General features: G+C 70.0%; 21 protein-coding genes and 1 other RNA gene. 8 read left to right on the top strand and 14 right to left on the bottom strand.

Annotation, left to right across the window (positions count from 1 at the left end):
* Positions 1 to 58: 58 nt before the first annotated feature.
* From ABI214_RS24325 to ABI214_RS24310, 4 genes are all read right to left on the bottom strand, one after another.
* Positions 59 to 3073 (bottom strand): bifunctional [glutamine synthetase] adenylyltransferase/[glutamine synthetase]-adenylyl-L-tyrosine phosphorylase, encoded by a 3015-nt coding sequence (locus tag ABI214_RS24325; RefSeq protein WP_348604978.1) that lies wholly within the window; start codon positions 3071 to 3073, stop codon positions 59 to 61.
* A 99-nt stretch (positions 3074 to 3172) separates the two neighbouring features.
* A complete protein-coding gene (gene glnA / locus ABI214_RS24320) occupies positions 3173 to 4513 on the bottom strand; it encodes a type I glutamate--ammonia ligase (RefSeq protein WP_348604977.1) in 1341 nt (446 codons plus the stop codon).
* A gap of 86 nt (positions 4514 to 4599) precedes the next feature.
* Complete coding sequence (locus ABI214_RS24315) at positions 4600 to 5802, bottom strand: RNA-guided endonuclease InsQ/TnpB family protein (protein WP_348604976.1); 1203 nt, start codon at positions 5800 to 5802, stop codon at positions 4600 to 4602.
* 253 nt (positions 5803 to 6055) lie between these two features.
* The gene (locus tag ABI214_RS24310) at positions 6056 to 7630 is read right to left on the bottom strand and encodes an alpha/beta hydrolase (RefSeq protein ID WP_348604975.1); all 1575 of its coding nucleotides are present in this window, start codon (positions 7628 to 7630) and stop codon (positions 6056 to 6058) included.
* A gap of 231 nt (positions 7631 to 7861) precedes the next feature.
* Here ABI214_RS24310 and panB point away from each other — a divergent pair, with 231 nt between their 5' ends.
* From panB to ABI214_RS24290, 4 genes are all read left to right on the top strand, one after another.
* Positions 7862 to 8710, top strand: a complete 849-nt coding sequence (gene panB / locus ABI214_RS24305) for a 3-methyl-2-oxobutanoate hydroxymethyltransferase (RefSeq protein WP_348604974.1) — start codon at positions 7862 to 7864, stop codon at positions 8708 to 8710.
* Between the two features lie 127 nt (positions 8711 to 8837).
* On the top strand, positions 8838 to 9287 hold the full coding sequence (locus ABI214_RS24300) for a hypothetical protein (protein ID WP_348604973.1): 450 nt from the start codon (positions 8838 to 8840) through the stop codon (positions 9285 to 9287).
* Positions 9288 to 9290: 3 nt separating this feature from the next.
* Positions 9291 to 10247 carry a prolyl aminopeptidase gene (gene pip, locus ABI214_RS24295; RefSeq protein WP_348604972.1) on the top strand — a complete coding sequence of 319 codons (957 nt, stop codon included), beginning with the start codon at positions 9291 to 9293 and terminating at the stop codon, positions 10245 to 10247.
* A gap of 44 nt (positions 10248 to 10291) precedes the next feature.
* Positions 10292 to 11185, top strand: coding sequence for a CHAD domain-containing protein (locus ABI214_RS24290; RefSeq protein WP_348604971.1), 894 nt, complete (start codon positions 10292 to 10294; stop codon positions 11183 to 11185).
* Positions 11186 to 11338: 153 nt separating this feature from the next.
* Here ABI214_RS24290 and ABI214_RS24285 read toward each other — a convergent pair whose 3' ends face one another.
* The 4 genes from ABI214_RS24285 to rnpB all read right to left on the bottom strand — a co-directional run bounded on the left by ABI214_RS24285 (position 11339) and on the right by rnpB (position 15241).
* On the bottom strand, positions 11339 to 12760 hold the full coding sequence (locus ABI214_RS24285) for a hypothetical protein (RefSeq protein WP_348604970.1): 1422 nt from the start codon (positions 12758 to 12760) through the stop codon (positions 11339 to 11341).
* 48 nt (positions 12761 to 12808) lie between these two features.
* Entirely contained in the window at positions 12809 to 14209 is a 1401-nt protein-coding gene (locus tag ABI214_RS24280) for an RNB domain-containing ribonuclease (RefSeq protein ID WP_348612001.1), read from the bottom strand.
* A gap of 23 nt (positions 14210 to 14232) precedes the next feature.
* Positions 14233 to 14418 carry a hypothetical protein gene (locus tag ABI214_RS24275; RefSeq protein WP_348604969.1) on the bottom strand — a complete coding sequence of 62 codons (186 nt, stop codon included), beginning with the start codon at positions 14416 to 14418 and terminating at the stop codon, positions 14233 to 14235.
* A 395-nt stretch (positions 14419 to 14813) separates the two neighbouring features.
* Positions 14814 to 15241: RNase P RNA component class A (gene rnpB, locus ABI214_RS24270), an RNA gene on the bottom strand.
* An 89-nt stretch (positions 15242 to 15330) separates the two neighbouring features.
* On the opposite strand from rnpB, the gene ABI214_RS24265 reads away from it, so the two are divergent.
* A complete protein-coding gene (locus ABI214_RS24265) occupies positions 15331 to 15858 on the top strand; it encodes a DUF1697 domain-containing protein (protein ID WP_348604968.1) in 528 nt (175 codons plus the stop codon).
* A 30-nt stretch (positions 15859 to 15888) separates the two neighbouring features.
* On the opposite strand, the gene ABI214_RS24260 is transcribed toward ABI214_RS24265, so the two are convergent.
* A complete protein-coding gene (locus ABI214_RS24260; protein ID WP_348604967.1) occupies positions 15889 to 17127 on the bottom strand; it encodes an RNA-guided endonuclease InsQ/TnpB family protein in 1239 nt (412 codons plus the stop codon).
* A gap of 10 nt (positions 17128 to 17137) precedes the next feature.
* On the opposite strand from ABI214_RS24260, the gene tnpA reads away from it, so the two are divergent.
* Positions 17138 to 17566 carry an IS200/IS605 family transposase gene (gene tnpA / locus ABI214_RS24255; RefSeq protein WP_348611998.1) on the top strand — a complete coding sequence of 143 codons (429 nt, stop codon included), beginning with the start codon at positions 17138 to 17140 and terminating at the stop codon, positions 17564 to 17566.
* Positions 17567 to 17776: 210 nt separating this feature from the next.
* On the opposite strand, the gene ABI214_RS24250 is transcribed toward tnpA, so the two are convergent.
* Positions 17777 to 19159 (bottom strand): dicarboxylate/amino acid:cation symporter, encoded by a 1383-nt coding sequence (locus ABI214_RS24250; RefSeq protein WP_348604966.1) that lies wholly within the window; start codon positions 19157 to 19159, stop codon positions 17777 to 17779.
* A 323-nt stretch (positions 19160 to 19482) separates the two neighbouring features.
* Between ABI214_RS24250 and ABI214_RS24245 the strand changes: the two genes are divergently transcribed.
* Positions 19483 to 19932 carry a DUF4383 domain-containing protein gene (locus ABI214_RS24245; RefSeq protein ID WP_348604965.1) on the top strand — a complete coding sequence of 150 codons (450 nt, stop codon included), beginning with the start codon at positions 19483 to 19485 and terminating at the stop codon, positions 19930 to 19932.
* On the opposite strand, the gene ABI214_RS24240 is transcribed toward ABI214_RS24245, so the two are convergent.
* From ABI214_RS24240 to cobC, 4 genes are all read right to left on the bottom strand, one after another.
* A complete protein-coding gene (locus tag ABI214_RS24240) occupies positions 19910 to 21019 on the bottom strand; it encodes a bifunctional RNase H/acid phosphatase (protein WP_348604964.1) in 1110 nt (369 codons plus the stop codon). The two genes, ABI214_RS24245 and ABI214_RS24240, sit on opposite strands and share 23 nt — an antisense overlap.
* Positions 21016 to 21753, bottom strand: coding sequence for a zinc ribbon domain-containing protein (locus ABI214_RS24235; protein WP_348604963.1), 738 nt, complete (start codon positions 21751 to 21753; stop codon positions 21016 to 21018). Before ABI214_RS24235 ends, ABI214_RS24240 begins: the two co-directional genes overlap by 4 nt.
* Before the next feature lie 99 nt (positions 21754 to 21852).
* Entirely contained in the window at positions 21853 to 22986 is a 1134-nt protein-coding gene (locus ABI214_RS24230; RefSeq protein ID WP_348604962.1) for a Nif3-like dinuclear metal center hexameric protein, read from the bottom strand.
* A complete protein-coding gene (cobC, locus tag ABI214_RS24225) occupies positions 22983 to 24029 on the bottom strand; it encodes an Rv2231c family pyridoxal phosphate-dependent protein CobC (protein WP_348604961.1) in 1047 nt (348 codons plus the stop codon). Before cobC ends, ABI214_RS24230 begins: the two co-directional genes overlap by 4 nt.
* 110 nt (positions 24030 to 24139) lie before the next feature.
* Between cobC and ABI214_RS24220 the strand changes: the two genes are divergently transcribed.
* Positions 24140 to 24784: an HAD hydrolase-like protein gene (locus tag ABI214_RS24220; protein ID WP_348611995.1), complete on the top strand. Its 645-nt coding sequence runs from the start codon at positions 24140 to 24142 to the stop codon at positions 24782 to 24784.

The following is a 24784-nucleotide window of genomic DNA, read 5'->3' as shown; positions in this document are numbered from 1 at the left end:
GCCACAGCCGCCCGACGCCACCGCGTGGCGGGGTGGGTGGACCCCACCCCGTCTCGCGCTACTCGCCCCCGAACACCCGCTGCACCACGGCCTTCGCGCGCCGGGTGACCCGCAGGTAGTTGTCGAGGAACTCGTTGGCGTCGCCACCCGGCCAGCCCGCCACCTGGGCGACCGCCGAGAGCACCTTGCCCGGGCCCGGCAGCTGGTCGGTCGGCTTGCCGCGCACCAGGACCAGCGCGTTGCGCGCCTTGGTCGCGGTCAGCCACGCGTCGCGCAGAAGCTCGATGTCGGTCTCGCTCAACAACTCCGCGGCGCCGATCGCGTCGAGCGTCTCGAGGGTAGACGTGTTGTGCAGCGACGGGACCTCGTGCGCGTGCCGCAACTGGATCAGCTGGACGGTCCACTCGACGTCGGCGAGTCCGCCGCGGCCGAGCTTGGTGTGCGTTGCCGGGTCGGCGCCGCGGGGCAGACGCTCGGAGTCGACGCGGGCCTTGATCCGTCGGATCTCCCGGACCGCCTGCTCCGACACCCCGCCCTCGGGGTAGCGGGTCTTGTCGATCATGTGCAGGAAGCGCAGCCCCAGGTCTTCGTCGCCCGCGACGGTGTGCGCCCGGAGCAAGGCCTGGACCTCCCACGACTGCGCCCACTGCGCGTAGTACGCCTCGTACGACGCGAGCGTCCGCACCAGCGGGCCGCTGCGCCCCTCGGGACGCAGGCCGATGTCGACCTCGAGCGGCGGATCGGTGCTGGGCGCACCCAGCAGGGTCCGCACCCGGTCGCCGATCAGGTTGGCCCACTTGACCGCCCGCGTCTCGTCGACGCCCGCGCGGGGGTCGCACACGAACAGCACGTCCGCGTCGGAGCCGTAGCCGAGTTCCCCGCCGCCGAGCCGGCCCATGCCGATCACGGCGAACGTCGCGGGAGCGGGTTCGCCCGACTCCGCCTCGCTCGCCCGGATCACCGCGGCCAGCGCCGCATTGAGCACCGCGGCCCACACCGACGACAGCGCCCGGCACACCTGCGGGACGTCGAGCATGCCGAGGATGTCGGCGCTCGCCACCCGCGCCAGTTCGTACCGGCGCAGCGACCGCGCCGCTCCGATCGCCCGCACCGGGTCGACGTACCGCGCCGACGACGAGAGGATGCCGCGTGCGACGTCCTCGGGCTGCGGCTCGAGCAGCCGCGGTCCGGACGGGCCGTCGGCGAACAGTCGGATGACGTCGGGCGCCTTGATCAGCAGGTCGGGGATGTAGGCCGACGAGCCGAGCACGGTCATCAGCCGCTGCGCCACCGCCGCCTCGTCGCGCAGCAGACGCAGGAACCAGGTGGCGTCGACGAGCGCGTCCGAGAGCCTGCGGTACGCGAGTAGGCCGGCGTCGGGATCCGGTGTGTCACCGAGCCATTCGAGCAGCGTCGGCAGCAGCAGCGCCTGGATCCGGCCCTTGCGCGACGCGCCGCTGGTGAGGGCGGTGAGGTGACCGAGAGCGTTCTCCGGGGCCGAGTAGCCGAGTGCGGCCAACTGCCGGACGGCGGCGTCCGGGCTGAGTCGCAGCGCCTCCTTGTCGATGCGTGCGACCGATTCGAGCAGCGGGCGGTAGAACAGCTTGGCGTGCAGGCGCCGGACCCGGTGGGAGTTGCGCTTGATCTCCGCCTTCAGCACCCCCAACGCGTCGTTGCGCCCGTCGGGACGCATGTGGGCGGCGCGGGCGAGCCAGCGCAGCGCCTCCTCGTCCTCCGGCGGCGGCAGCGTGTGCGTGCGCTTGAGCTTCTGCAACTGGAGGCGATGCTCGAGCAGCCGCAGGAACTCGTACGAGGCCGTCAGGTTCGCGGCGTCGTCGCGACCGATGTACCCGCCGGCCGCGAGGGCGGTGAGCGCGTCGACGGTGCTCTTGACGCGCAGCGACGTGTCCGCGCGGCCGTGCACCAACTGCAGCAGCTGCACCGCGAACTCGACGTCGCGCAGGCTGCCGCGCCCCAGCTTCAACTCGCGCTCACGCAGTTCCGGGGGCACCGAGTCCTCGACCCGCCGCCGCATGGCCTGCACCTCGGGCACGAAGTCCTCGCGCTCGGACGCGGTCCACACCATCGGTCCCACCGCGTCCGCGTACTGCCGACCGAGCTCGAGGTCGCCGGTCATCGGCCGAGCCTTGAGCAGCGCCTGGAACTCCCACGTCTTGGCCCACCGCTTGTAGTAGGTGACGTGCGAGTCGAGGGTGCGCACCAGCTCGCCGCGCTTGCCCTCGGGACGCAGCGCCGCATCGACGTCGAAGAACGCCGACGACCCGACGCGCATCATCTCACCGGCGATGCGGCTCGACAGCGCGTTGGACGGCTCGGCCACGAACACGACGTCGACGTCGCTGACGTAGTTGAGTTCGCGGGCACCGCACTTGCCCATCGCGATCACCGCGATCCGGGCCGGGCACGGCTCGTCCGGGCAGACGGCGGCGACCGCCACCGACAACGCGGCCGTCAGGGCGGCATCCGCCATGTCCGAGAGCTGTTGCCCCACTGTCTGATACGGGACCACCGGCTCGTTCTCGACGGTGGCGGCGAGGTCCACGGCAGCCAGGACCATCATCTGGTCGCGGTAGCACTTCCGCAGCGCCGCAACGGCGTCCGGACCGGTGACCGCGGCGCGGTGCAGCATCGGCGAGGCGTTGGGTCCGGTCTCGGGGGTGGCCCCGACGGAGGCCAGCAGTCGACGCGTCAGCTCCGTCTTCGGCGGCAGGCTCACGTCGCCCGCCAGCAGCTTCCACGACGCCGGGTCGGCCACCAGGTGATCGCCGAACGCGCTCGACGCTCCGATCAGCGCGAAGAGCCTGCCCCGCAGGCCCTTGTCGGTGCGCAGCGCGGCGTCGAGCTCGCCCCACGCGTCCCCGAGTTCCTCCCGCAGCCGCCCCAGTGTGCGGAGCGCGAGGTCCGCGTTCGCGGCCCGGGACAGCGCCCACAGCAACTCGACGCCGTCGAGGTTGGACCACCCGAGTGCGTCCAGCTCGGCCGGCGCGGTCGGCTCGATCAGTCCGAGCCGCCCCACACCGGGCACCGCGGACCTCGCGTACGGCGGCCTCACCGGCCGCCGCCGGTCTGGACGTCGTCACGCACCGAACGTGGACTGGCCGGATGGGGCACGCGGTTCACCTCTTCGGGATCGACGGGATCAGGGCGGCCCTTACAGGCCGAGGTAGGCCTTCAGCTCGAAGGGAGTTACCTGGCTGCGGTACTCCTCCCATTCACGCCGCTTGTTGCGGAGGAAGAAGTCGAAGACGTGCTCGCCGAGCGCCTCGGCGACCAGCTCGGACCTCTCCATCTCCCGCAGCGCGTCCGCCAGGCTGCCGGGCAGCGGCTTGTAGCCCATGGCCCGACGCTCGGCGTCGGTGAGGGCCCAGACGTCGTCCTCGGCCTCCGGCGGCAGCTCGTAGCCCTTCTCGATGCCGCGCAGGCCGGCGGCGAGCAGGACCGCGAACGACAGGTACGGGTTGCAGGCCGAGTCGGGGCTGCGGACCTCGACGCGACGCGACGACGCCTTGTTCGGCGTGTACATCGGAACCCGGATCAGCGCGGAGCGGTTGGACGGACCCCACGTGGCCGCCGTGGGCGCCTCGCCGCCGTGGACCAGACGCTTGTACGAGTTCACCCACTGGTTGGTGACGGCGCTGATCTCGTTGGCGTGCTCGAGGATTCCGGCGATGAACGCCTTGCCGGTCTCCGACAGCTGCATCGGATCGTCGGGGTTGTGGAAGGCGTTGGTGTCGCCCTCGAACAGGCTCATGTGGGTGTGCATCGCCGAGCCGGCCTGATCGCTGAACGGCTTCGGCATGAACGACGCGCGCACGCCCTCGTCGATCGCGACCTCCTTGACGACGTACCGGAACGTCATCACGTTGTCGGCCATCGACAGCGCGTCGGCGTAGCGCAGATCGATCTCCTGCTGGCCGGGCGCGCCCTCGTGGTGGCTGAACTCCACCGAGATGCCCATCGACTCGAGCGCGTCGATCGCGTGGCGACGGAAATTCGGCGCCCGGTCGTGGACCGCCTGGTCGAAGTAGCCGCCGCTGTCGGCCGGGATCGGGGTGGTGCCGTCGACGGGACCGTTCTCGACCAGGAAGAACTCGATCTCGGGATGCACGTAGCACGAGAAGCCGAGGTCGCTGGCCTTGCCGAGCTGACGGCGCAGCACGTGCCGCGGGTCCGCCCACGACGGCGTTCCGTCGGGCATGGCGATGTCACAGAACATGCGCGCCGAGTGCTGCGCACCGTCCTTGTGCGCCCACGGCAGGATCTGGAACGTCGACGCGTCGGGCTTCGCGACCATGTCGGCCTCGGAGACCCGAGAGAAGCCCTCGATCGCCGAGCCGTCGAAGCCGATGCCCTCCTCGAAGGCACCTTCCAGTTCCGCGGGCGCGATCGCCACCGACTTGAGGTACCCGAGCACGTCGGTGAACCACAGTCGGACGAACCGAATATCGCGCTCTTCGAGGGTGCGAAGCACGAACTCCTTTTGGCGATCCATGTCCGTGAGACTAAGCACGTAGCGTTAAATCTGTGTTACATCATCAACTACCTGGCCCTGAAGGACCAGGTTTGCAGCTCACTTCTCTAACTGGGTGCTAGAGCGGCGGCTGCTCGAGGCACGGTTGATTGGGCGGCCCAATAGTCCTTGTGTCCGAGGAGAGCGATGTTGCGGGCGGCATTGTGGTCTGCGTGCGCGGCCCACCCACATTCTCGGCACCGGAACACCGCTTGCGTACGACGGTTCGCCGCGTCACAGTGCCCGCACTGTGAGCAGGTGCGCGAGGTGTTGCGCGGGTCGACGACCTGCACGGGCACCCCCGCCATCTCCGCCTTGTACTCGATGTGTGTGCGTAGCTGGGCGTATGCCCACGAATGCACCCGTGCTCGTTGTTTCTTGGCCAGCCGTACCCGTTCGCGGATACCCGACAGATCCTCTATCGCGATACCACGTCCGGTGCGTTGCGCCTGAGCGACAATCTTTTTCGACAATTGATGGTTGATGTCGGTGGCGAACCGGCGCTCCTTCCGACGCCGAGTCTTCAGTTTCCGCTTCGCGGACTTCGTTCCCACCTTCTGCAGGGCGGTCCGAACGGCGCGGTATCTCTTTCGCCGCCGTGTCACGGCCCCACCCGACCACCGGTCATCGAGGCTGTCCGGATCGTCGTCGGTGGTCACTGCCAGGTTCACGACTCCGAGGTCGACGCCCAGCCATCCTGCGGCAGGATCCTCGGCTGGAACGACCGGTTCCGCAGACGGTTGATCGACCACGGCGTACAGGTAGAACTCGCCGTCGCGGAACACTAGATCGGACTCGCCTTTGCGGTCCGCCAACAACGTCCGCTGCCATGGCGCGCACACGAACCGCACACCCTTCAACCGTCCCGCGATCGTCCAGATGGACACCATCGACGACTCGACCTGCCAGGACAGGCACCGGTCGTCGAACGGTTGCGCCGCCAACACCCGGAAACGGATCGGGGACTCCGCCACTGCCACATACCGCTTCGACCCGACCCGGCCATAGTTCCCGGCCTTCAGATTCGACGAGGGCGCAGCATATGCGTTCGCAACCTTCTTGATCACGCGGATCGCGGGCTGCGCCGACAGCCCAGCGGCCTTCAACTGCGCGTACACCGACTTCTGCAGCGCGAACGCACGACGATCAGACGCCGTTCGAGCGACGTCGGATACACGATCAGCGGCCTCGTTGCACGCCACCAACGTCGCCTTCAGCGCTGCGGCCTGCTCGCCCGTGGGAACGAGCTTGACCACAACGATCCGCTTCATTCCCACCGCCTTCCGTTTCGTGACCCAGCGTCGGCGTGGTGCCCTCGCCGGACCCGATACCGACCCGCTGCGGGCAGATCATGGCACAGGCCTACGACACATTCGGAGCCACGCTCGCCGAGTCCAACGGCCCGAACCACCCACCCAGTAGCTGCCGGTCCACGACACAAACCAGATCAGCTTCCTCCCGGCCCTGAAGGAGGACCAGGCTTCCGCTAATTGGTCAGGTGAAATTCGTCTCGTCCGCCCCAGCTCAACAGGTGAGGTCCGGATCGGGTGTGGTCAGATCCACGAAGTACGCGGTCACGGGGTCGTCCACGCACGCAACGCCGTCGAACGCCGCGGTGTGCTGAGCGCCTCGGTACGTGATGAGCGAGGCGCCGAGTTGCTTGGCCAGGTCGACCCCAGCCTGGTACGGGGTCGCCGGGTCCTCGGTCGTCGACACCACCACCGACGTCGGCAGCCCCTGCACGTCGATGCGGTGCGGCGCGCCGGTGTTCGGCACCGGCCAGAACGCGCACATGTCGAGCGGCGCGTTGCCGGTGCCGCGGCCGTCGTCGAGGAACGGTGCCGCCTGCCGGTACCGCGTGTCGGCCTCCCCCGCGACCGCGCGGTCGGTCAGCGGCGGGTCGTCGACGCACCGGATCGCGTTGAACGCGTCGTTGATGTTCGAGTAGCTGCCGTCGTCCCCGCGGCCCTCGTACATGTCCGACAGCAGCAGCAGGGTGTCGCCGCGCCCCTGGGTCAGCTGGGTCAGCCCGCCGCGCAGCGAACTCCACAGGTTCGGCGAGTACAGCGCCTGCTGCACACCGGTGACCGCGTCCCCGTAGCTCAGGCCGCGCGGATCCGTCGTCGCCGCCGGCCGGGTCATCAGCGGGCCGACGAGCGCCCGGAACCGGGCGTTGGCCGCGGCCGGATCGGTGCCCAGCGGGCAGTCCGCCGACGTCGCGCACTGGGCGGCGAAGGCGTCGAACGCCTGCTGGAATCCGGCCCCCTGCAGCACGACCTCCTCGACGGGATCCTGCTCGGGATCGAGCGCGCCGTCGAGCACCATCGCGCGGACGTTCGTCGGGAAGGTCTCGGCGTACGCCGTGCCGATCCGGGTGCCGTACGAGAAACCGAGGTAGTTGAGCTTCGCGTCGCCGAGGACCGACCGGATGACGTCCATGTCGCGCACCACCTCGCGCGTGCCGACGTGCGCCAGCAGCGGCAGCCCGGACCGTTCGGCACAGCGCTGCGCGTAGGTGCGGTTCTTCTGCTCGGTTTCGGCGATCCCCTGCGGGCTCATGTCCACGTCGGGGTCGCGCCGCTCGGCGTCGGCCTCCTGCGGCGTCTGGCAGCGCACCTGCGGCGTCGACGCACCCACCCCGCGCGGATCGAAGCCGATGACGTCGAACCGCTCGGCCACCTCGGTGCCGTCGGTCACCGAGGCGCTGCCCAGCCCCGACGCCCCGGGACCGCCGGGATTGACCAGCAGCGAGCCGAGCCGCGCACCCGTCGCCCGCGACCGGGAGATCGCGATCTGCGCGGTGTCTCCGCCCGGGTTCGCGTAGTCGAGCGGAACCGTGACCGTCGCGCACTCGAGTTTCGGGCTCAGCGCCTCGCCGCCGGTCGCGTAGCTGTCGCACGACCCCCACCGGACGTCCTGGGTGTAGAAGGATTCGAGGCCCGGCGGGACGACGCCCGCGCCCGGCGCCGCCTCCGCGGCGACCGGTGTGCCCGCGATGCTCCGCGCGCCGTCGCCGGCCGCCCCGGAGCTGCAGCCGACCGCGAGCACGGCGACCGTCCCGATCGCGGCGGCCAGGAGCGTGCGGGGTCTGGACTGCATGCCTTCGATCGTGCCACGCCGCGCCGAAACGCCAGCTCCCCCGCGTTCGGGCACCCGCACCGACCGTGCCCGACCCGCGACTACGACCAGTCCCGACAACGCGGCGAGCAGGTGTGACGAACGGCACCGAAACGGCTCTTCGCGGCCCCGCGACACGGTGGCAGACTTGAGCCGTCATCACCCAACCCGGGGACCCGCACACGCGGGCCTCGAGGCCAGAAAGGGACAACGATGTCCGAGACCGCTCCGTACGGTTCGACCAGCTCCGCACCCTCCGACGCACCCAAGCGCAAGACCCGGATCCATCACCTCCAGGCGATGAAGACCGAGGGCACCCGCTGGGCGGAGCTGACCGCGTACGACTACTCCAGTGCCCGCCTCTTCGAGGAGGCCGGCATCCCGGTTCTGCTCGTCGGCGACTCGGCCGCCAACGTGGTGTACGGCTACGACACCACCGTGCCGGTCACGATCGACGAGATGCTGCCCCTCGTCCGCGGCGTGGTGCGCGGCGCGCCGCACGCCCTCGTGATCGCGGACCTGCCGTTCGGCACCTACGAGGCGTCACCGCAGCAGGCGCTCGAAACCGCCTTCCGGTTCATGAAGGAAGGGCAGGCCCACGCCGTCAAGCTCGAGGGCGGCGAGCGGGTGGCCCCGCAGATCGCGGCGCTCACCGCGGCCGGAATTCCCGTCCAGGCCCACATCGGCTTCACCCCCCAGTCGGTCAACAGCCTCGGCGGCTTCCGGGTCCAGGGCCGCGGCGACGGCGCCGAACAGCTCATCGCCGACGCCATCGCGGTCCAGGAGGCCGGCGCCTTCTCCGTCGTGATGGAGATGGTTCCCGCCGAGCTCGCCGGCCAGGTGACCCGCAAGCTCACCATCCCGACCGTCGGTATCGGCGCCGGCCACGAGTGCGACGCGCAGGTGCTGGTCTGGCAGGACATGGCCGGCTTCACCAGCGGCAAGACGGCCAAGTTCGTCAAGCGGTTCGGCGAGGTCGGCGGCGCCCTGCGCGACGCCGCCGCCGCGTACGCGACCGAGGTCGCGGCCGGCACCTTCCCGGGCCCCGAGCACAGCTTCTGACGCCCGAATTTCCGCGTCCGGGATCGGGGGCGTCGGCCGAGCCATCGGCGGACGCCCCCGAATCTTTGGCACACTCGACATTCCCGACCGCCGCAACCGGTCCCCCGAGAGAAAACCGAGGTGCACCATGACCGAACGCCGAGGACGCCTCGCGGCCACCGTCGCCGCGACCGCGGCACTGGCCGCGCTCGCCGCCGGGTGCAGCAGCACCGGCGAGTCCCCGACGCCCGGCAACAGCGCCCACACCGCCGACGCGACGTCGTCGTCGGCACCCTCGACGCCCGGCGGCGCGAGCGGGCAGGTCGCTGGCGTCACCGCCACGCAGGCCGCGCAGCTGTGCTCGGATATGGAAGCGCAGCTGCAGAATTGGCGGACCTACACGCCGACCCTCGGCAAGGGCGGCCTGAACACGGTCGTGATCTCGTGGGCCACCGCGAACGGCATGGACCTGGTGAAGCTCGCCGGGGATCGCGGACAGATCGACACGATCACGACGCAGCAGTGCCCGCAGGTGCGCCAGGGCGCGCTGGAGGCGCTCGAGATCCAGAACCTGGCGTCCGGGCTGATCGGGTTCTGACCCGTGCGGACGCTGTATCCCCCGATCGCGCCGCACGCGACGGGATTCCTCGCCGTCGGTGACGACCAGCGCGTGTACTGGGAAGTGAGCGGCAACCCCGACGGCAAGCCGGTGGTGTTCCTGCACGGCGGCCCCGGTGGCGGGACCGATCCGGCGCACCGGCAGTACTTCGACCCCGCGGCCTACCGCATCGTGCTGTTCGACCAGCGCGGCTGCGGACGCTCCACCCCACACGTCGCGGACGGTGCCGACCTGTCCGTGAACACCACCGATCACCTCGTCTCCGACATCGAAACGCTGCGTGCCCATCTCGGCGTCGACCGCTGGCAGGTGTTCGGCGGGTCGTGGGGGTCGACGCTGGCGCTGACGTACGCGCAGCGATTCCCGGAGCGGGTCACCGAACTGGTGCTGCGCGGCATCTTCCTGCTGCGCCGCAGCGAGGTCGACTGGTACTACAACGGCGGGGCCGGGCACATCTTCCCCGAGCGGTGGGAGAAGTTCCTCGCTCCCGTCCCGCCCGAGGAGCGCTCCGGAGACCTGGTCGAGGCGTACCACCGGCTGCTGCACTCCGACGACCCCGACGTCGCGCTGGATGCCGCGATCGCGTGGTCCAGCTGGGAGGGCGCGACCAGCACGCTGCTCCCCCGGCCCGAGCGGGTCGAGGAGACGTCGGCGCCGCGTTTCGCGTTGGCGTTCGCGCGGATCGAGAACCACTACTTCCGCAACGCCGGCTTCATCGACGAGGGACAGCTGCTGCGCGACGCGGCGACCCTGGCATCGATCCCCGGCGTCATCGTGCAGGGCCGCTACGACGTGGTGTGCCCGGCGACCAGCGCGTGGGAACTGCACCGCGCGTGGCCCGCCTCGGAGCTCCACATCGTCGACGACGCGGGCCACGCCGCCGCGGAACCGGGCATCACGCACCACCTGGTGGAGGCCACGGACCGCTTCCGCGCGTGACGGTTTCCGTCGACGCGCACCGTCCATACTGGTAGACCTGAACCGTGGCAGCACGAAAGCACGGCACCGCTGTCGCCGACGTGATCGTCCCGGCGACACGGCAACACTACGAACGACTCTCGTCGCTCGCCGCCGACGTGCGCGCCGACGCCCCCGATTCGGTGCACCAGATGCGGGTGTCCGCCCGACGCCTCCGCAGCCTGCTGGGCTCGTTCCGGCACGCCTTCCCGCGGGAGGCCACGGACACCGCCCGCGCCGAACTGCGCTGGCTCGGATCGGTTCTCGGCAAGGCCCGCGACGCCGAGGTCCTCGCGACCCGGTTCTCGGACCTGATCGACGCCCAACCGGCCGATCTGGTGGTGGGATCGGTGCACCAGCGGCTGGTCGGGGCGCAAGAGGACCTGTACCGCGCCGCGCACGCACACGCGGTCGAGGTGCTCGCCGAGGCCCGGTACGCGGCGCTGTGCGCCCTGCTCGACGAGGTCACCTCGGGCGACCACGCCGTCCCGGCCGAGATGACGCTCCGGGCGGGGCTCGACAAGGCGTACCGGCAGCTCCGCAAGGCGGCCGAGAAGGTACGCGCGCTCGAGCGCCAGGACGGCGCGGACATCGGCCCCGCCCTGCACCGGGTGCGCAAGCGCGCCAAGAAGCTCCGGTACGCGGCCGAGGCCGTCGCGGTGACGGAGCCGTCCGCCGCCGACCTCGGCACCGCCGCGAAGGCGCTGCAGACGATGCTCGGCGACCACCAGGACGGCGTCCTCGCCCGCGGTTGGATCATCGACACGGCCGCGCAGGCCCGCGAGGACGACGAGGACACGTTCACGTACGGGCTGCTCTACGCCACCGAGGAGCAGCGTGCGATTCGGGCCGTCACCGACCTGCCCCGACACGTCAAGGCGATCCGCCGCGCCCACCGGGAACTCGACTTCACGACCTGACGCCGGAACGGGCTGGAGGTCGTTGATCGAGCCGTTGCCTGCCTGGCGGCCGCCCGGTCCGCTTCGACTTCGAGAATGACAAGGGCCGCAACGTCGGCGACCGATCCTTCGCCGCACTCAAATCGTGGCGGGGCCGTCCGCTCAATCGGGCCTCTAGCGTGGCGGGGAAAGGAAGGCCCTGTCGGATGCCGCGCCGATCTCAGCGAGCGCGGTTGCGCACGGATTCGGTGCAAGCGGTAGCGCCGCCAGGATCTCCGGTGCCGCATCGGTAGCGTCAGCACCCCACTCGGCCACCAAGGACGCCCAACCGATAACTCGCTGATTGTGCGGGCCGGGATCAATGAGCGCCGCAGCCAACTGTGCTCGTACGCGGCGGAGCAGTTCCGGCGTGCACGGTACTCCGGCCCATCGCATCGCGGACGGCAACGGTGTGGCCATGCTCTCCAACGGCACCGGGGTCATCACGGGCGCGGGCGCGGTATCCAGGTGCTCGAGTAACGCAGTCTGCCAGTGCTCGGGTGCTGCGTCGTTTCTGATGCTGGTCAGGAGCAGGGCGAGCACATCAGGCGTGAGCGGACCATGCGCATTGTCGAGTAGAGCTGCCGTGACCGCTTTGGCCTCGTCCCAGTGTCCGGTCTCGGCCAGCAGCGACACAGCGCTGGTTCGCACCTCGGGATCCGGGTGCCTGGCGAGTGTGTGAGCCCGCGCCACGATCTCGTCGGCATCGCCCGGCTGGATTTGGAGTCGTGTGCTGAGCGCCGCGGCGGCGTCCTTCGCGGTCTTAGGGCCAGCCGCGATCATCGTGTCCAGGAGCGGCCACGGAACACGGAGTTCAGCGAGGGCCCCAGCGGGGTCTTCGATCCGCACGCGCTTTTGGAAGTCGCTGACGACATCCCAGGTGGAAGCCAGCTCGGCGATCGACTCCGGAGTTTCCCGACCCTCCACGATCTCGCCCCAGGCCACCGCGAAACGCTCGATAGTTTCCCCAGACTGTCGAACCTTCCGGGCGAGATCAGGAGCGAGCTGCCCTTGGCGAGACAGACCGAGCAGCGCGTCCGCGCGAACCGAGGCCGGGACACCTGATCCAGCCACGTCGGTCAGTAGTTCGGTGACGGCAGGTAGCGGGGTGTCGAGCCAAGTGCATGCCGCCACCACGGCCTCTGCCACCTCCGCGTCGGTGCTGCGACCGAGGGCTGCGACGGTGGTCAGGCATTCCCGGAAAGCGCCACGGGACTGAGCGTCGAACTCCGGGCCCGCGACACCGCTGTGTTCGTCGGTGAGCGCGCGCCCGGCATACACACTCGACCCGAAGAAGTCGATCACCCCAAGCGCTTCAACCCGCCCTGTGCACGCGTCCGCAACGATCATTGCGGCGGGGATCGGGAGCGCCGCCGGGGTCGAGGTGTAGAGGCTGCCTTGGTGCACGATCGACCCAGCGAGCTCCCACGGCGCCTCCGGGTCCGTCATGCACGCACGCAGCAACTCCGGCACATCGGTGGCTTCACCGTAGGCATGCCTCAATTCCTGCCACTGGACGGCCGCGATTCTCGATTCCCAATCGATCGATTCAGTCATTCTCATCTCGCTGCGAGGAGTACGGACGCTCGTTTGTGCTGGGTGCATCTACGCCGGGAACGCGAACTGCACCGAGCGGCCCACGACGTCGGCGCCGACCAGCCGGACCTTCACCTCGTCGCCCTCCGCCGGATCCCCGATGCACTTGGCGATCACCGAGATCGCGGGCACGAAGACCTCGGCGCCGCGCTTGTCCCCCGCCGCCCGCAGGACCGTCGCGTCGAACACCTCCCCGACGCGTCCGGCCAGCAGCGTGGCTTCGGTGAGGTCGACGCAGGCACGGTCCACCTTGTTCGCGCGCGCATCCGACGCCCGCATCACGCCGGGCAGGCTCGGCAGCGCCATCCGCACCCATTCGGGGATCTCGACCCCCGCGGACACCGCCAGGCACACCTCGGTGGTGAACCGGTCGGACAGCCGCCGCAGCGGCGCCGTGACGTGCGCGTAGGAGTCGCCGATCCCCGAATGCCCCTGCACGGCGGGCAACTCGCCGTCGAAGGCGACGTAGTCGGCGCCCCGGAGCAGGGTCGTCGCCTCCGTCATCATCACGAGCGACGTCGCGGTGTTCGGATCGAGCGCGGCGAGCACGTCGCCGACGCGGCGACCGTCGGTCCAGGGCACGCCGAGTGCGCCGGCTGTGCGGCGCAGCGAAGCCACCGCGCTGTCCGGCGGTGGCGGCATCGTCCGCAGCAGGCCGACCCCCGCCTCGAGCATCAACCGGGCCGCGCACATGCCCGTCAGCAGGGACACCTCCGCGTTCCAGTCGTCGGCCTCGGTCCGCGGCTGGATCTCGACCTTCCATCCGTCGCCGTGCCGCACGACCCGCTGCTCGGGCAGGCGCAGTTCGATCGCGCCCCGCTCGATCGCCGCGACCGCCCGCAGCCTGCCGAACTCGGGCAGCGACCTGATCGACGGGTGCAGGGTCCCGGTCTCCGAATGCGCCTGCACCGTCTCGTAATCGAAGCGGGCGACCGAGCGGACGAGAGCCCTCGTCACGGCCACCGACGTCGGCTGGGCCCGCCCGTCGAGCTCGATCCGCCACAGGGCGGCCGGACGGACGACGTCGGGCAGCAGACTGGCCGCGTCCTCCGACAGGGCCCGCGGGTGCAGCGGCACCGAACCGTCCGGCAGGTAGAAGGTCTGTCCACGGTCCCGTGTGGCGCTGTCCAGCGCGCCGCCCGGCAGCACGACCGCCGCCACGTCGGCGATGGCGTAGTGCAGCACGAAGCCGGACTCGGTCCGCTCGAGGTGCAGTGCCTGGTCGAGATCCATCGAACCCGGCGGGTCGATCGTCACGAGCGCGAGATCGGTCCGGTCCTCGCGCTCGCCGATCCGCGTGTCCACCGCACCGGCCACCTCGGCGAGCACCTCGGGGGAGAACTCGTCACGAAGGGCGAATTCAGCTCGCACCGTGTCGAAGTCGACACCGTGCGCGGTGACCCGGGCCATTCCGACGGCCCGCGGCCTACCGTTCAATCGTTCCACTCGGCGTCCGCGTCGTCCGCTGCCTTGTTGCGTTCCGCCGCCGTCTGCAGCGCACGCTGGGCGCTCTCCCGGTCGGGGTACGGCCCCATGCGGTCGAAGACGTTGGCCGACTTCCCCTGGCTGACCGACCCGTCCGAGAGGCTGAAATACCACTGCTTGTCGTCGTCGCTCATGCCCTCAGTGTGCCCCGAGACCGGCCCGGTCACCATCGCATCCGCCGACGCGAAGTGATCGTTGTGTGAAGTCGCCGTGAAGTTGTCGACGTAGATCTGTGACAAAACCGCTCGGCCTGCTAATCTCTGCGCGTACGGCGCACTCGCGTCGACGCCCCCGCGTCACCGAACCGCCGGTGCACCTGTCCCTCATGTACCGACGCGATGCGTCAGAGATCGGAGTCCTGCATGTCCTACATCATCTTCGACACCCTGCTTCCGTACCTCGGCAAGACCGACGCCGAGTACTGGGCCAAGCTGCTCATCGTGAACCCGCTCGGCGGCTACTTCGGGTAGCGGCACCTACGACGAAGGCCCCCGGTATCACCGGGGGCCTTCGTCGTATCGAGGCTAGGCGGACGAGTCGGCGTGTAAGCCGGATCCTGTCCCCGGCACTTGCGCGCCGGGTGGCGACCATCCATCTGGGCACACCGTCGCCGGGTACCTCGAGCGGTTCACCCGCAGGCTCGGGCGAGCAGCCCTCGATCACCTGCGCAGCCGCACACCGTGTCCCGGAGGACACCGGTGCGGCCTTCAACCTTGCTCCGGGCGGGGTTTACCTAGCCACCCCAGTCACCTGGGGTGCTGGTGCGCTCTTACCGCACCGTTTCACCCTCACCGACGCTCACGCGCCGGCGGTCTGTTTTCTGTGGCACTGTCCCGCGAGTCACCTCGGGTTGCCGTTAGCAACCGCCCTGCTCTGTGGAGTCCGGACTTTCCTCGGCACCGGGCCTGACATCTCGTGGATGCCGGTTCCCGTCGCCGCGGCCGCCCGGCCAACTCGTCCGCACGACAAGACTACTGGTTGAGGCGGGTCGGGTCCGAATCGGCTCCGCGCCTGCCGTTGTCGGTGAGCGCAAGTATGGTCGCCGCATGACCCGATACGTGGCACTCCTGCGTGGAATCAACGTCGGCGGCATCAACATCAAGATGGCCGATCTGCGGCGGGTCTTCACCGACCTCGGGTTCGACGACGTCAAGACCGTCCTCGCGTCGGGGAACGTCCTGTTCACCACGGACTCGGCCGACACCGCGGCGTTGAAGGCCGGCATCGAGTCCGCGCTGCGCGCGGCGTTCCGGTACGAGGCGTGGGTGTTCGTCCTCGAGCTGGACACGGTCACGCGGATCGTCGAGGCGTACCCGTTCGATCCCGAACGCGACGGCTGGCACCCGTACGTGATGTTCACCGCGGAGCCGGCCGTCCTCGACGGCCTGCTCACCGTGCAGGGCGACCTCGATCCCGCGATCGAGCGGATCCAGGGCGGAGACGGCGTCCTGTACTGGGAAGTCGAGCGCGGCCGGACGCTCGACAGCGCGTTCGGCAAGAACACCGGCAAGCCGAAACTCAAGGCCGTGACCACCACCCGCAATCTGCGGACGCTGGTGAAACTGCTGAATTGACTTCCTCCCACGCGTGAACGCGGGGGATTCCTACGCAGCCTCACCCGCGGGGGTGGGGTCTGTTCGGCGGGTTCCTGTTTCATCGGGGTCCGCTGCAGCAAGCCGGAGTCTTACGTCCCCTCCACAAGCGTTTAACGACTCCGCCAGCCCGGCGGCGTCGATGATGTTCACTGCGGCGTTGTAGTCGCGGTCAAGGCAGGCGCCGCACTCACACTCCCAGCCGCGGACGTGCAGCGGCTTCGCCTCACCCACTGCCCCGCACTGGGAGCATGTGCGGGTCGACGGGAACCACCGATTCACTTTCACGACCTGCCGCCCGCACTGGGAGGCCTTCTCCTCGAGCAACCGCACCAGGATCGACCATCCAGCATCGTGCACCGACTTCGCCAAACGGGTCCGCGCCAGTCCCGACACCGCAAGATCCTCGACGGCGACCACTTGGTTCTCGTGGACCAACCGCCGAGCGAGCTTGTGATGATGATCGAGACGCGTCTCGCGCACCTTCCGATGCAGACCGGCAACCCGGATCCGGGCCTTGGCCCTGTTCTGCGATCCTTTCCGCTTCCGCGACAACGCTTTCTGCGCACGCGCCAACCGCCGCTCCGCAACCCGTAGGTGTCTCGGGTGGTCGATCTTCTCCCGCGTCCCGTCCGATCGCACGATCGTGGCCAGGTCGATGAGCCCGAGATCGACCCCCGCCACCGTTTGCAGCTCCTGCAGCGGGGTGTCTGGAACGTCGACGACGAACGACACGTAGAAGCGGCCGTCGGCCTCTCGGGTCACCGTCACCGACGAGGGATCCGACGGCAGCAGTCGTGACGCCTCGAAACGGATCCGTCCGATCTTCGGCAACGCCACCAAACCCACCCCATGTGCGGTCTCGGCGATCTTGAACCCCGCGTTGCGGGTGAACCGAACCGATTGGCGGTGGGTTCGCTTCTTCAACCGCGGCGCACCCACAGCCCGTCCGCGCCGCTTCCCGGTCCGGGAATCGAAGAACGCTCCGTACGCGCGATGCAAATCCGCCAGCGCCTGCTGCAACGGCACCGAGGACACTTCAGCCAACCAGGCGCGCGCCGGTATCCGCTTCGACGCCGTCAACGCCGCCGACAGCTCTGCCCGCGACGGCACCGGAGATCCCGCCGCGCGGGCCGTCTCACGCGCAGCGAGCGCGTCGTTCCACGCCACCCGCACACACCCGAACAACCGGGCCAGGTCCTTCTCCTGCCCCGGCGTCGGATACGCCCGATAACGGTAGCGTTTCAACACACCCGCGACGATACATTGGTGTCATGACAGAAATCTCCGCTATTCGCCTGGACGCCAAGCAGTTTGGGAATGCCACGCCCATTTGGTGTTCGTGACGAAGTATCGGCGGGGCGTGTTCACCGACGAGATTCTGCGCGACTGCGAGACCATCATGCGCGACGTGTGCGACAAGTTCGGTTGCGAACTACGCGAGTTCAACGGAGAAGACGACCACGTCCACCTCCTCATCAGCTTCCCCGCCACCGTCCAGCTGTCCCGCCTGATCAACTCCCTCAAAGGTGTCTCCTCGAGACACCTGAGACGCGACCACGCCGACCACCTCGACTACTACCTGTGGGGAGGGCACCTCTGGTCACGCTCCTACTACTGCGGAACCGCAGGCGGCGCACCGCTGTCGACGATCACCGAGTACGTCCAGTCTCAACGACGACCAATCTGAACAACGGTGCTTCACCTCCGCCGTGAACGATGGAGCATTCTCACAATCACAGGTGGACCCGGCGTGACGTCGTTCACCGGTGACGGCTGCGGCGGTAATGCTCGTGGCCGCCGGCCCGAACCCGGGACGTGCACCGAGTTCGGGCGGGCGACCACTCCGTCGACCACCAGCCGGAGCGACGGTCGCGCTGCGGCGGTCCTGCCAACCGGTTCAGCGGGCGAGTTCGAGCGTCTCGTCGGCGAACGGGTCACCCGTGCGGGGTGCGTTGTACAGGTCCTCGTCGAGGATCTTCTCCCGCTTCGCGACGATCGTCGGCACCAGTGCCTGCCCGGTGACGTTCACGGCGGTGCGGCCCATGTCGACGATCGGCTCGACCGCGAGCAGCAGACCGACACCGGCGAGCGGCAGCCCCAGCGTGGACAGGGTCAGCGTGAGCATGACGGTCGCGCCGGTCGTGCCGGCGGTGGCCGCCGATCCGATCACCGACACCACGATGATGAGCAGGTAGTCGGTCAGGCTGAGATCGACGCCGTAGAACTCTGCGACGAAGATCGCGGCGATCGCCGGGTAGACGGCGGCGCAGCCGTCCATCTTGGTGGTGGCGCCCAGCGGCACGGCGAACGAGGCGTACTCGCGCGGCACACCGAGGTTGCGCTCGGTCACCCGCTCGGTGAGCGGCAGCGTGCCGATCGACGATCGGGACACGAAGCCCAGCTGCGTGGCCGGCCACACCCCCGAGAAGAAGTTCTTCACCGAGAGTCCGTGGACGCGAATGAGGATTGGGTACACCACGAAGAACACGATCGCGAGGCCGATGTACACGGCGACGGTGAAGACACCGAGCTGGCCGATGGCGTCCCAGCCGTAGGTCGCGACGGCCTTCGCGATGAGGGCCGCGGTGCCGATCGGGGCGAGGCGGATGATCCACCAGAGGCCCTTCTGCACGATCGCGAGGAGCGCGGCGTTGAAGTTCAGGAACGGTTCGGCCTTCTCCCCGACCTTGAGGGCGGCGATGCCGATCGCGATCGCGACGACGAGCAACTGCAGGACGTTGAAGCTGAGCGACGTCGTCGCCGACAGGCCCGACGCGGCGTCACCGGTGACCGTGGTCTTGGCGCCGAGGCCGAGGAAGTTCTGCGGCACGAGGCCTGTGAGGAACGCCCACCACGATCCCCCGGTCTTGGGCGCCGTCGCCTGCGCGGCGTCGACCGTCGTGTTGGCGCCGGGATGGGTGATCAGACCGACCGCGAGGCCGACGAGCACCGCGATGAAGGCGGTGATCGCGAACCACAGCAGCGTCTGCACCGCGAGACGGGCGGCGTTCGCGACGTTGCGCAGGTTCGCGATGGAACTCACGACGGCCGTGAAGATCAGCGGGATCACCGCGACGGTGAGCAGCGCGACGTAGCTGGAACCGATCGTCTTGACGGTGCCGACGAGCCAGTTCTCGTTGCCGTCGGCGGCGTCCGGCATGGACCGGGCGATCAGGCCGATGAGGACGCCGAGGATCAGACCCGCGACGATCTGGGGACCGAAGGAGGTTGCCCACTTGGGCAGGGCGCGCCGGGGCGCGTCGAGGGTGGGGGCCGACATGAGGGCCTTTCGGGTGGAGATGTGGAACCGGCGGCGCACGACGACATGCGCGCGACCGAAGGGGACGCACGGTGGCTCAGGAGGACGAGCCGTCCCGGGACTCGAGTGGTCTACCGGGTGTCAGGCGTGACAGACCGCGCTCGCCTGCAGACAGTTGTCGACGTAACGGCGACAGGTCAGCAGGGCGTTCACAGCGCAAGAGGCTACGCCCCCCACTCGCGCGGAATCCAATCGGGCGCCCACGAGGTGGGAGTGACGGACAATGGGGGGCGAGTGCGATGTCTCCAACGTGTACCGGCCACTGTGCGAGGAGAGCGATTGCGATGGACGAGGGCCTCGCCCGAACCACCACCCAAGTGGTCACGATCGCCGTCTCCGTGGCCGTCCTGTTGATCGGTGTCCTCGGATTCGTCCCCGGAGTCACGTCCGGACTGGGCGACATCGCCTGGGCCGGTCCCGGCTCGGACGCGCACATGCTCGGCTGGGCGGACGTGTCCGTCCTCCACAACGTCGCGCACATCACCACGGGCGTCATCGGCCTCGCGCTGGCCCGCACACTGGCGTCCGCCGAGATGTTCCTCATCGGCGCAGGCCTGGTGGCGATCCTGACGGGCGTGTACGGGCTGGTCATCGACTCCGACACCGCGTCGAACTTCCTGCCGATCGACCGTGTCGCCAGCTGGCTCCACCTCGTCGTCGGGGTGACGTTCGTGTTCCTCGGGGTCGCGCTACCGCGACACGACGACGGCCCTACAGATGCGACGTATCGTTGACCAGCCGCACCGACGAACCACCGTCCGGGTAGAACTCGGCGATGCTGAGCGACGCGAGGTCCAGGTGTAGGCGGTACAGCAGCGAGGGGCCCACGTCGAGCCCGAGCTGCAGCAGCGTCTTGATCGGTGTCACGTGGGTGACCACGAGGATGTTCGCCCCGGCGTAGGCCGTGGTCAGATCGTCGCGGACGGCCTCGATCCGCACCCGAACCTCGTCGAAGCTCTCGCCTTCCGGCGGCCGCACCGCGGTGTCCGACAGCCAGCGGCGGTGAAGGTCGGGGTCGCGCTGCGCGGCCTCGCCGAACGTGAGGCCCTCCCACTTGCCGAAGTCCGTCTCGGTGAGCCCCTCGTGCACCGTGACCGGCAGCCCGAGTGCACCGGCCGCCGCCTCGGCGGTCTCGCGGGCGCGCCCGAGCGGCGACGACACCACTGCCGCGATCGCACCCTTGGCCGCGATCCGCTCGGCCGCCGCCCGCGCCTGAGCGCGGCCGAACTCGGTCAGCGGCGGATTCCCGCGACCGGAATAGCGGCGTTCGACCGACAACTCCGTCTGCCCGTGCCGCAGCAGCAGCATCCGGGTCGGGGCACCGACGGCACCGGTCCATCCCGGCGCCGAGGCCGGGGCGGGGGCCGTCTCCTCGGTCCCCTCGTCGGCAACGACACCCGACGTGATCGCGTCCTCGCCGTCCATCGCCTCGTTGGCGAGGCGGTCGGCGTGACTGTTCTCGCTGCGCGGAATCCAGGTGTAGGTCACGCGCGCGAACGATCCGGCCAGCTCCCGCGCCCGCTGCGCCAGCGGAATCATGTCGGGATGCTTGACCTTCCACCTGCCCGACATCTGCTCGACGACCAGCTTGGAGTCCATACGCACGTCCACCTCGTGCGCGCCGAGATCGCGGGCCGCGGTCAGGCCGGCGATCAGTCCGCGGTACTCGGCGACGTTGTTGGTGGCGATGCCGAGCGCCTCACGACGCTCCGCGAGGACGCGACCGCGGTCGGCGGCGAACACCACCGCGCCGTAGCCGGCCGGGCCCGGATTGCCCCGGGATCCACCGTCGGCCTCGACGACGACCCGGCTCTGGGTCACAGACCGGATTCCTTGGTACGCACCATGATTGCGCTGCACTCGGGGCAGCGGACGACGACGTCGGCGGGTGTGGCGGCGATGCGGGCGATTTCGCCGCGGTCGATCTCGATGCGGCACGCACCGCAGCGGCGGGCCTGCAGCAACGCCGCCCCGACGCCGCGCTGCTCGCGCTGCTTCTCGTAGATGGCCAGCAGGTCGTCCGGGAACTGCCCGACCAGGGCGGCACGGTCGGCGTCGCACCGCTCCTGCGTCTTCTCCAGGTCGGCGACCGCGTCGTCGCGGCGACGCTCCGCGTCGATCAGCTCGTCCTCGGCCCGGGTCAACTGTGCACCGGCGTGATCGTGGTCGGCCTGCGACGCCTCCCGACGCTCCATCACCTCGAGCAGTTCGTCCTCGAGGACGCCCTGCCGACGCTCCAGGGTGCCGAGCTCGTGCTGCAGTTCCGACAGCTGCTTCGGGGCCAGGGTTCCCCCCTCGAGCAGCTTGCGGTCGCGCGCCTCGCGCTGGCGGACGGCGTCCACCTCACCCTCGAGCTTCTTGATGTCGCGGTCCAGGTCGTCGAGCACGATCTCCACGGCCACCGACGCATCCTTGCGGGAGAGGCGCTCGGCCTCGAGGCGCTCCACCTCCTGCTGCTCGGGCAGCGTCGAGCGACGGTGCGCGAGCCGAGCCAGCTCGGTGTCCACACCGGCGAGCTGGAGAAGCTTGGACTGCACTGAGGGATCGACGTTCACGCGTGGAAGCTCCTGCTGTGTTCTTGTTCTTCAGGGGTGCTCGGACGGCCCGAGATCAGACGTCAACCGTACCCCCGAATACACCCGTCACCGACCACATCAGTGACAGGCCACGGTCCACGGATCGGTGCGCAGGTCCGTCACTCGCACGTCCCAGCCGTCGACGTCCCCGAACCGCGCGTCGAGCACGCCCTTGGCCTGCGCGCACCACGGCTGTTCGCTGGCCCAGTGCGCGACGTCGACGAGCGCGGGACCGCCCTTGCGCAGGTGCTCGTCCGCCGGATGGTGCCGCAGGTCGGCCGTCACGTAGGCGTCGGCGCCGAGCTTGGAGACGGTGTCGAGCAGCGAGTCGCCCGACCCACCGCACACCGCGACCGTGCGGATGATCCGGTCGGGGTCACCGGCGGCCCGCACCCCCCACTCGGTGCGGGGCAGGGCCGCCGCGACCCGCGCCGTGAACTCGCGCAGCGTCTGCGGCTGCGGCAGCGCGCCGATGCGTCCCAGGCCGCGGGTGCCCGGGAAGTCGGCGGTCTCGAACACGTCGAACGCCGGCTCCTCGTAGGGGTGCGCGGCGCGCAGTGCCGAGAGGAGCCGCGACCGCGCGGACCGCGGCGCGATCACCTCGACGCGGTCCTCGCGCACCGCCTCGACCTGCCCGACCGCGCCGAGCGCGGGGGTCGCTCCCGGCAGGGGCCGGAACTGGCCGTCGCCGGTGACCGTCCAGCTGCATTCGCGGTAGTCGCCGAGCTCACCGGCACCGGCGTCGAACAGGGCCCCGCGCACCCGGGCGGTGTCCGTGGTCGGCACCATCACCACCCACTTGTCGGTGACGGTGTCGGGAATCGGGATCAGCGGCCGGGTATCGACCAGCCCCAGCGCCCCGGCGAGCGCGTCGGACACGCCCGGGTCGGCCCGGTCGGCGTTGGTGTGAGCGCTGTAGAGGGCACAGCCGCCGCGGATCAGCCGATGCAGCAGCGCGCCCTTGGGAGTGTGCGCGCCGACCGTGTCGACGCCGCGCAGCAGCAGCGGATGGTGCACCAGCAGCAGCTGCGCACCCGACTCGAGCGCCTCGTCCACGACCCCGGCCGTCGCGTCGACCGCGACGACGACCTTGCGCACCTCGTCCGCGGGATCGCCGGCCACGAGTCCCACCGAATCCCACGACTCGGCCAACGCCGGCGGGTAGGCGGTCTCGAGTGCCGCGATCACGTCGGCCAGCCGTGGTGTGGTCACAGGAACTCCCTCATGGTCGCGATCAACTGTTCGGTCATCGCTCGCGGCCGGACCGCGATGCGCAGGAAGTCCGGGCCCAGTCCCGGGAAGGTGTCGCACCGGCGCACGGCGATCCCCCGCTCGCGCAGACGGGTGCGCATGCGCTCGCCGTCGGGCAGGCGCAGCAGCAGGAACGGTGCCGCCGCCGGTGTGTGCACCTCGATCCCGGCGTTCCGCAACAGTCCGACGGCGACCGCACGGTCCGCGCCGATCCGCCGCGCCTTCTCACCCGCCTCCGCGACCGCGGCGGGTTCGCTGCACGCGGTGATCGCCTCGAGCTGCAGGCTGCCGACCGGCCAGTGGGCCCGTCCGTGGCACAGCCGCGCCAGGACGTCGGGGGCGCCGAGGGCGTACCCGCAGCGCAGCCCCGCGAGCGCCCACGTCTTGGTCAGGCTGCGCAGCACCAGGACGTCGGGCAGCGCCAGGCCGGCGACCGATTCCGTCTCCCCCGGCACCGCGTCCATGAACGCCTCGTCGACCACCAGGATCCGGCCCGGACGGCGCAGCGCGAGGACGTCGGCGGCGGGGTGCAGCACCGACGTCGGGTTCGTCGGGTTGCCGAGCACGACCAGGTCGGCGGACTCGGGCACCGCCGACGGATCCAGCCGGTACGGCGCGTCCAGTGTCACGTGCGTCACCGGGACGCCGGCCTCGCGCAGCGCCAGTTCGGGCTCGGTGAACGAGGGATGGATCAGCACGGCCTCGCGGACGTCGAGCCGCGGCAGCATCGCGAATCCTTCGGCACCGCCGGCGAGCGGAAGCACCTCGTCGGGCGTGCGACCGTGCCGGGACGCGACCTGCTCGCGCGCACGGCGCTCGGCCTCGGCGCTCGGATACCGGCCGAGCCCTGCCACCGCGTCGGCGAGCCTGCGCCGCAACCACTCCGGTGGGCCGTCGCCCTGCACGTTGACCGCGAAATCCAGCAGTCCGGGTCCCGCCTCGGCGTCGCCGTGGTGCCGCAGCCGCGCGAGCGCGTCGAGCGCCGTTCCCGAACCGGATTCCATAGCCGTCGAGCCTACGGCGCGCACCGGCGCACACCGGACCGGGCGTCCGGGGCCGATGCCAGCACAATGGAACGGTGACGTCTTCCCCATCCGATCCCCTCGCTCCCGTGATGCTGTTCGACCTGGACGGCACCCTCACCGACTCCGCCCTCGGCATCCACAACGGTTTCCGGCACGCCCTCGCGGCGGTCGGTCGCCCCGCACCCACCGCGGAGATGCTGGCGACCGTGATCGGTCCACCGCTGATGGATTCGATGCGCGCGATGGGCCTCGACGAGGCGACGACAGCGGCGGCGCTGGCGGCGTACTTCGAGCGCTACGACGCGGTCGGCTGGTCGGAGAACGAGGTGTACGACGGCATCGAGCCGATGCTGTCGCTCGCCCGGGACACCGGCGCGCGGCTCGCGGTCGCGACGTCGAAGACCGAGAAGTTCGCGGTCCGCATCCTCGAGCACTTCGGGCTCGCCGGGTACTTCGAGGTCATCGGCGGGGCAAGCTCCGACGGCTCGCGCCGCGCCAAGGCCGACGTGATCGAGCACGTACTCGGCGGTCTCGGTATCCCGGCGACGGCGGGCGCTGTCGCCGACGTCGTGATGATCGGCGACCGCGAGCACGACGTCCACGGCGCGGCCCGCTGGGGCATCCCGACGGTGTTCGTCGAGTGGGGTTACGGCTCCACGGCGGAGGCCGAGGGGGCGCAGTGGTTGGCCCCGACGGTCCCGGACCTCGCGCGAATCCTGACGAAGGCGGCCTGA

This window comes from Prescottella soli (assembly GCF_040024445.1).
GTDB lineage: Bacteria > Actinomycetota > Actinomycetes > Mycobacteriales > Mycobacteriaceae > Prescottella > Prescottella soli.
This window is presented reverse-complemented; position numbering and strand designations above follow the sequence as displayed.

Coding starts and splice junctions, on each gene's coding strand:
- ABI214_RS24285 (WP_348604970.1), bottom strand. CDS start 12,760: ATGACTGAATCGATCGATTGGGAATCGAGAATCGCGGCCGTCCAGTGG.
- glnA (WP_348604977.1), bottom strand. CDS start 4,513: ATGGATCGCCAAAAGGAGTTCGTGCTTCGCACCCTCGAAGAGCGCGAT.
- ABI214_RS24300 (WP_348604973.1), top strand. CDS start 8,838: ATGACCGAACGCCGAGGACGCCTCGCGGCCACCGTCGCCGCGACCGCG.
- ABI214_RS24275 (WP_348604969.1), bottom strand. CDS start 14,418: ATGAGCGACGACGACAAGCAGTGGTATTTCAGCCTCTCGGACGGGTCG.
- ABI214_RS24310 (WP_348604975.1), bottom strand. CDS start 7,630: ATGCAGTCCAGACCCCGCACGCTCCTGGCCGCCGCGATCGGGACGGTC.
- panB (WP_348604974.1), top strand. CDS start 7,862: ATGTCCGAGACCGCTCCGTACGGTTCGACCAGCTCCGCACCCTCCGAC.
- ABI214_RS24315 (WP_348604976.1), bottom strand. CDS start 5,802: ATGAAGCGGATCGTTGTGGTCAAGCTCGTTCCCACGGGCGAGCAGGCC.
- ABI214_RS24245 (WP_348604965.1), top strand. CDS start 19,483: ATGGACGAGGGCCTCGCCCGAACCACCACCCAAGTGGTCACGATCGCC.
- cobC (WP_348604961.1), bottom strand. CDS start 24,029: ATGGAATCCGGTTCGGGAACGGCGCTCGACGCGCTCGCGCGGCTGCGG.
- ABI214_RS24265 (WP_348604968.1), top strand. CDS start 15,331: ATGACCCGATACGTGGCACTCCTGCGTGGAATCAACGTCGGCGGCATC.
- ABI214_RS24250 (WP_348604966.1), bottom strand. CDS start 19,159: ATGTCGGCCCCCACCCTCGACGCGCCCCGGCGCGCCCTGCCCAAGTGG.
- ABI214_RS24280 (WP_348612001.1), bottom strand. CDS start 14,209: ATGGCCCGGGTCACCGCGCACGGTGTCGACTTCGACACGGTGCGAGCT.
- ABI214_RS24220 (WP_348611995.1), top strand. CDS start 24,140: ATGCTGTTCGACCTGGACGGCACCCTCACCGACTCCGCCCTCGGCATC.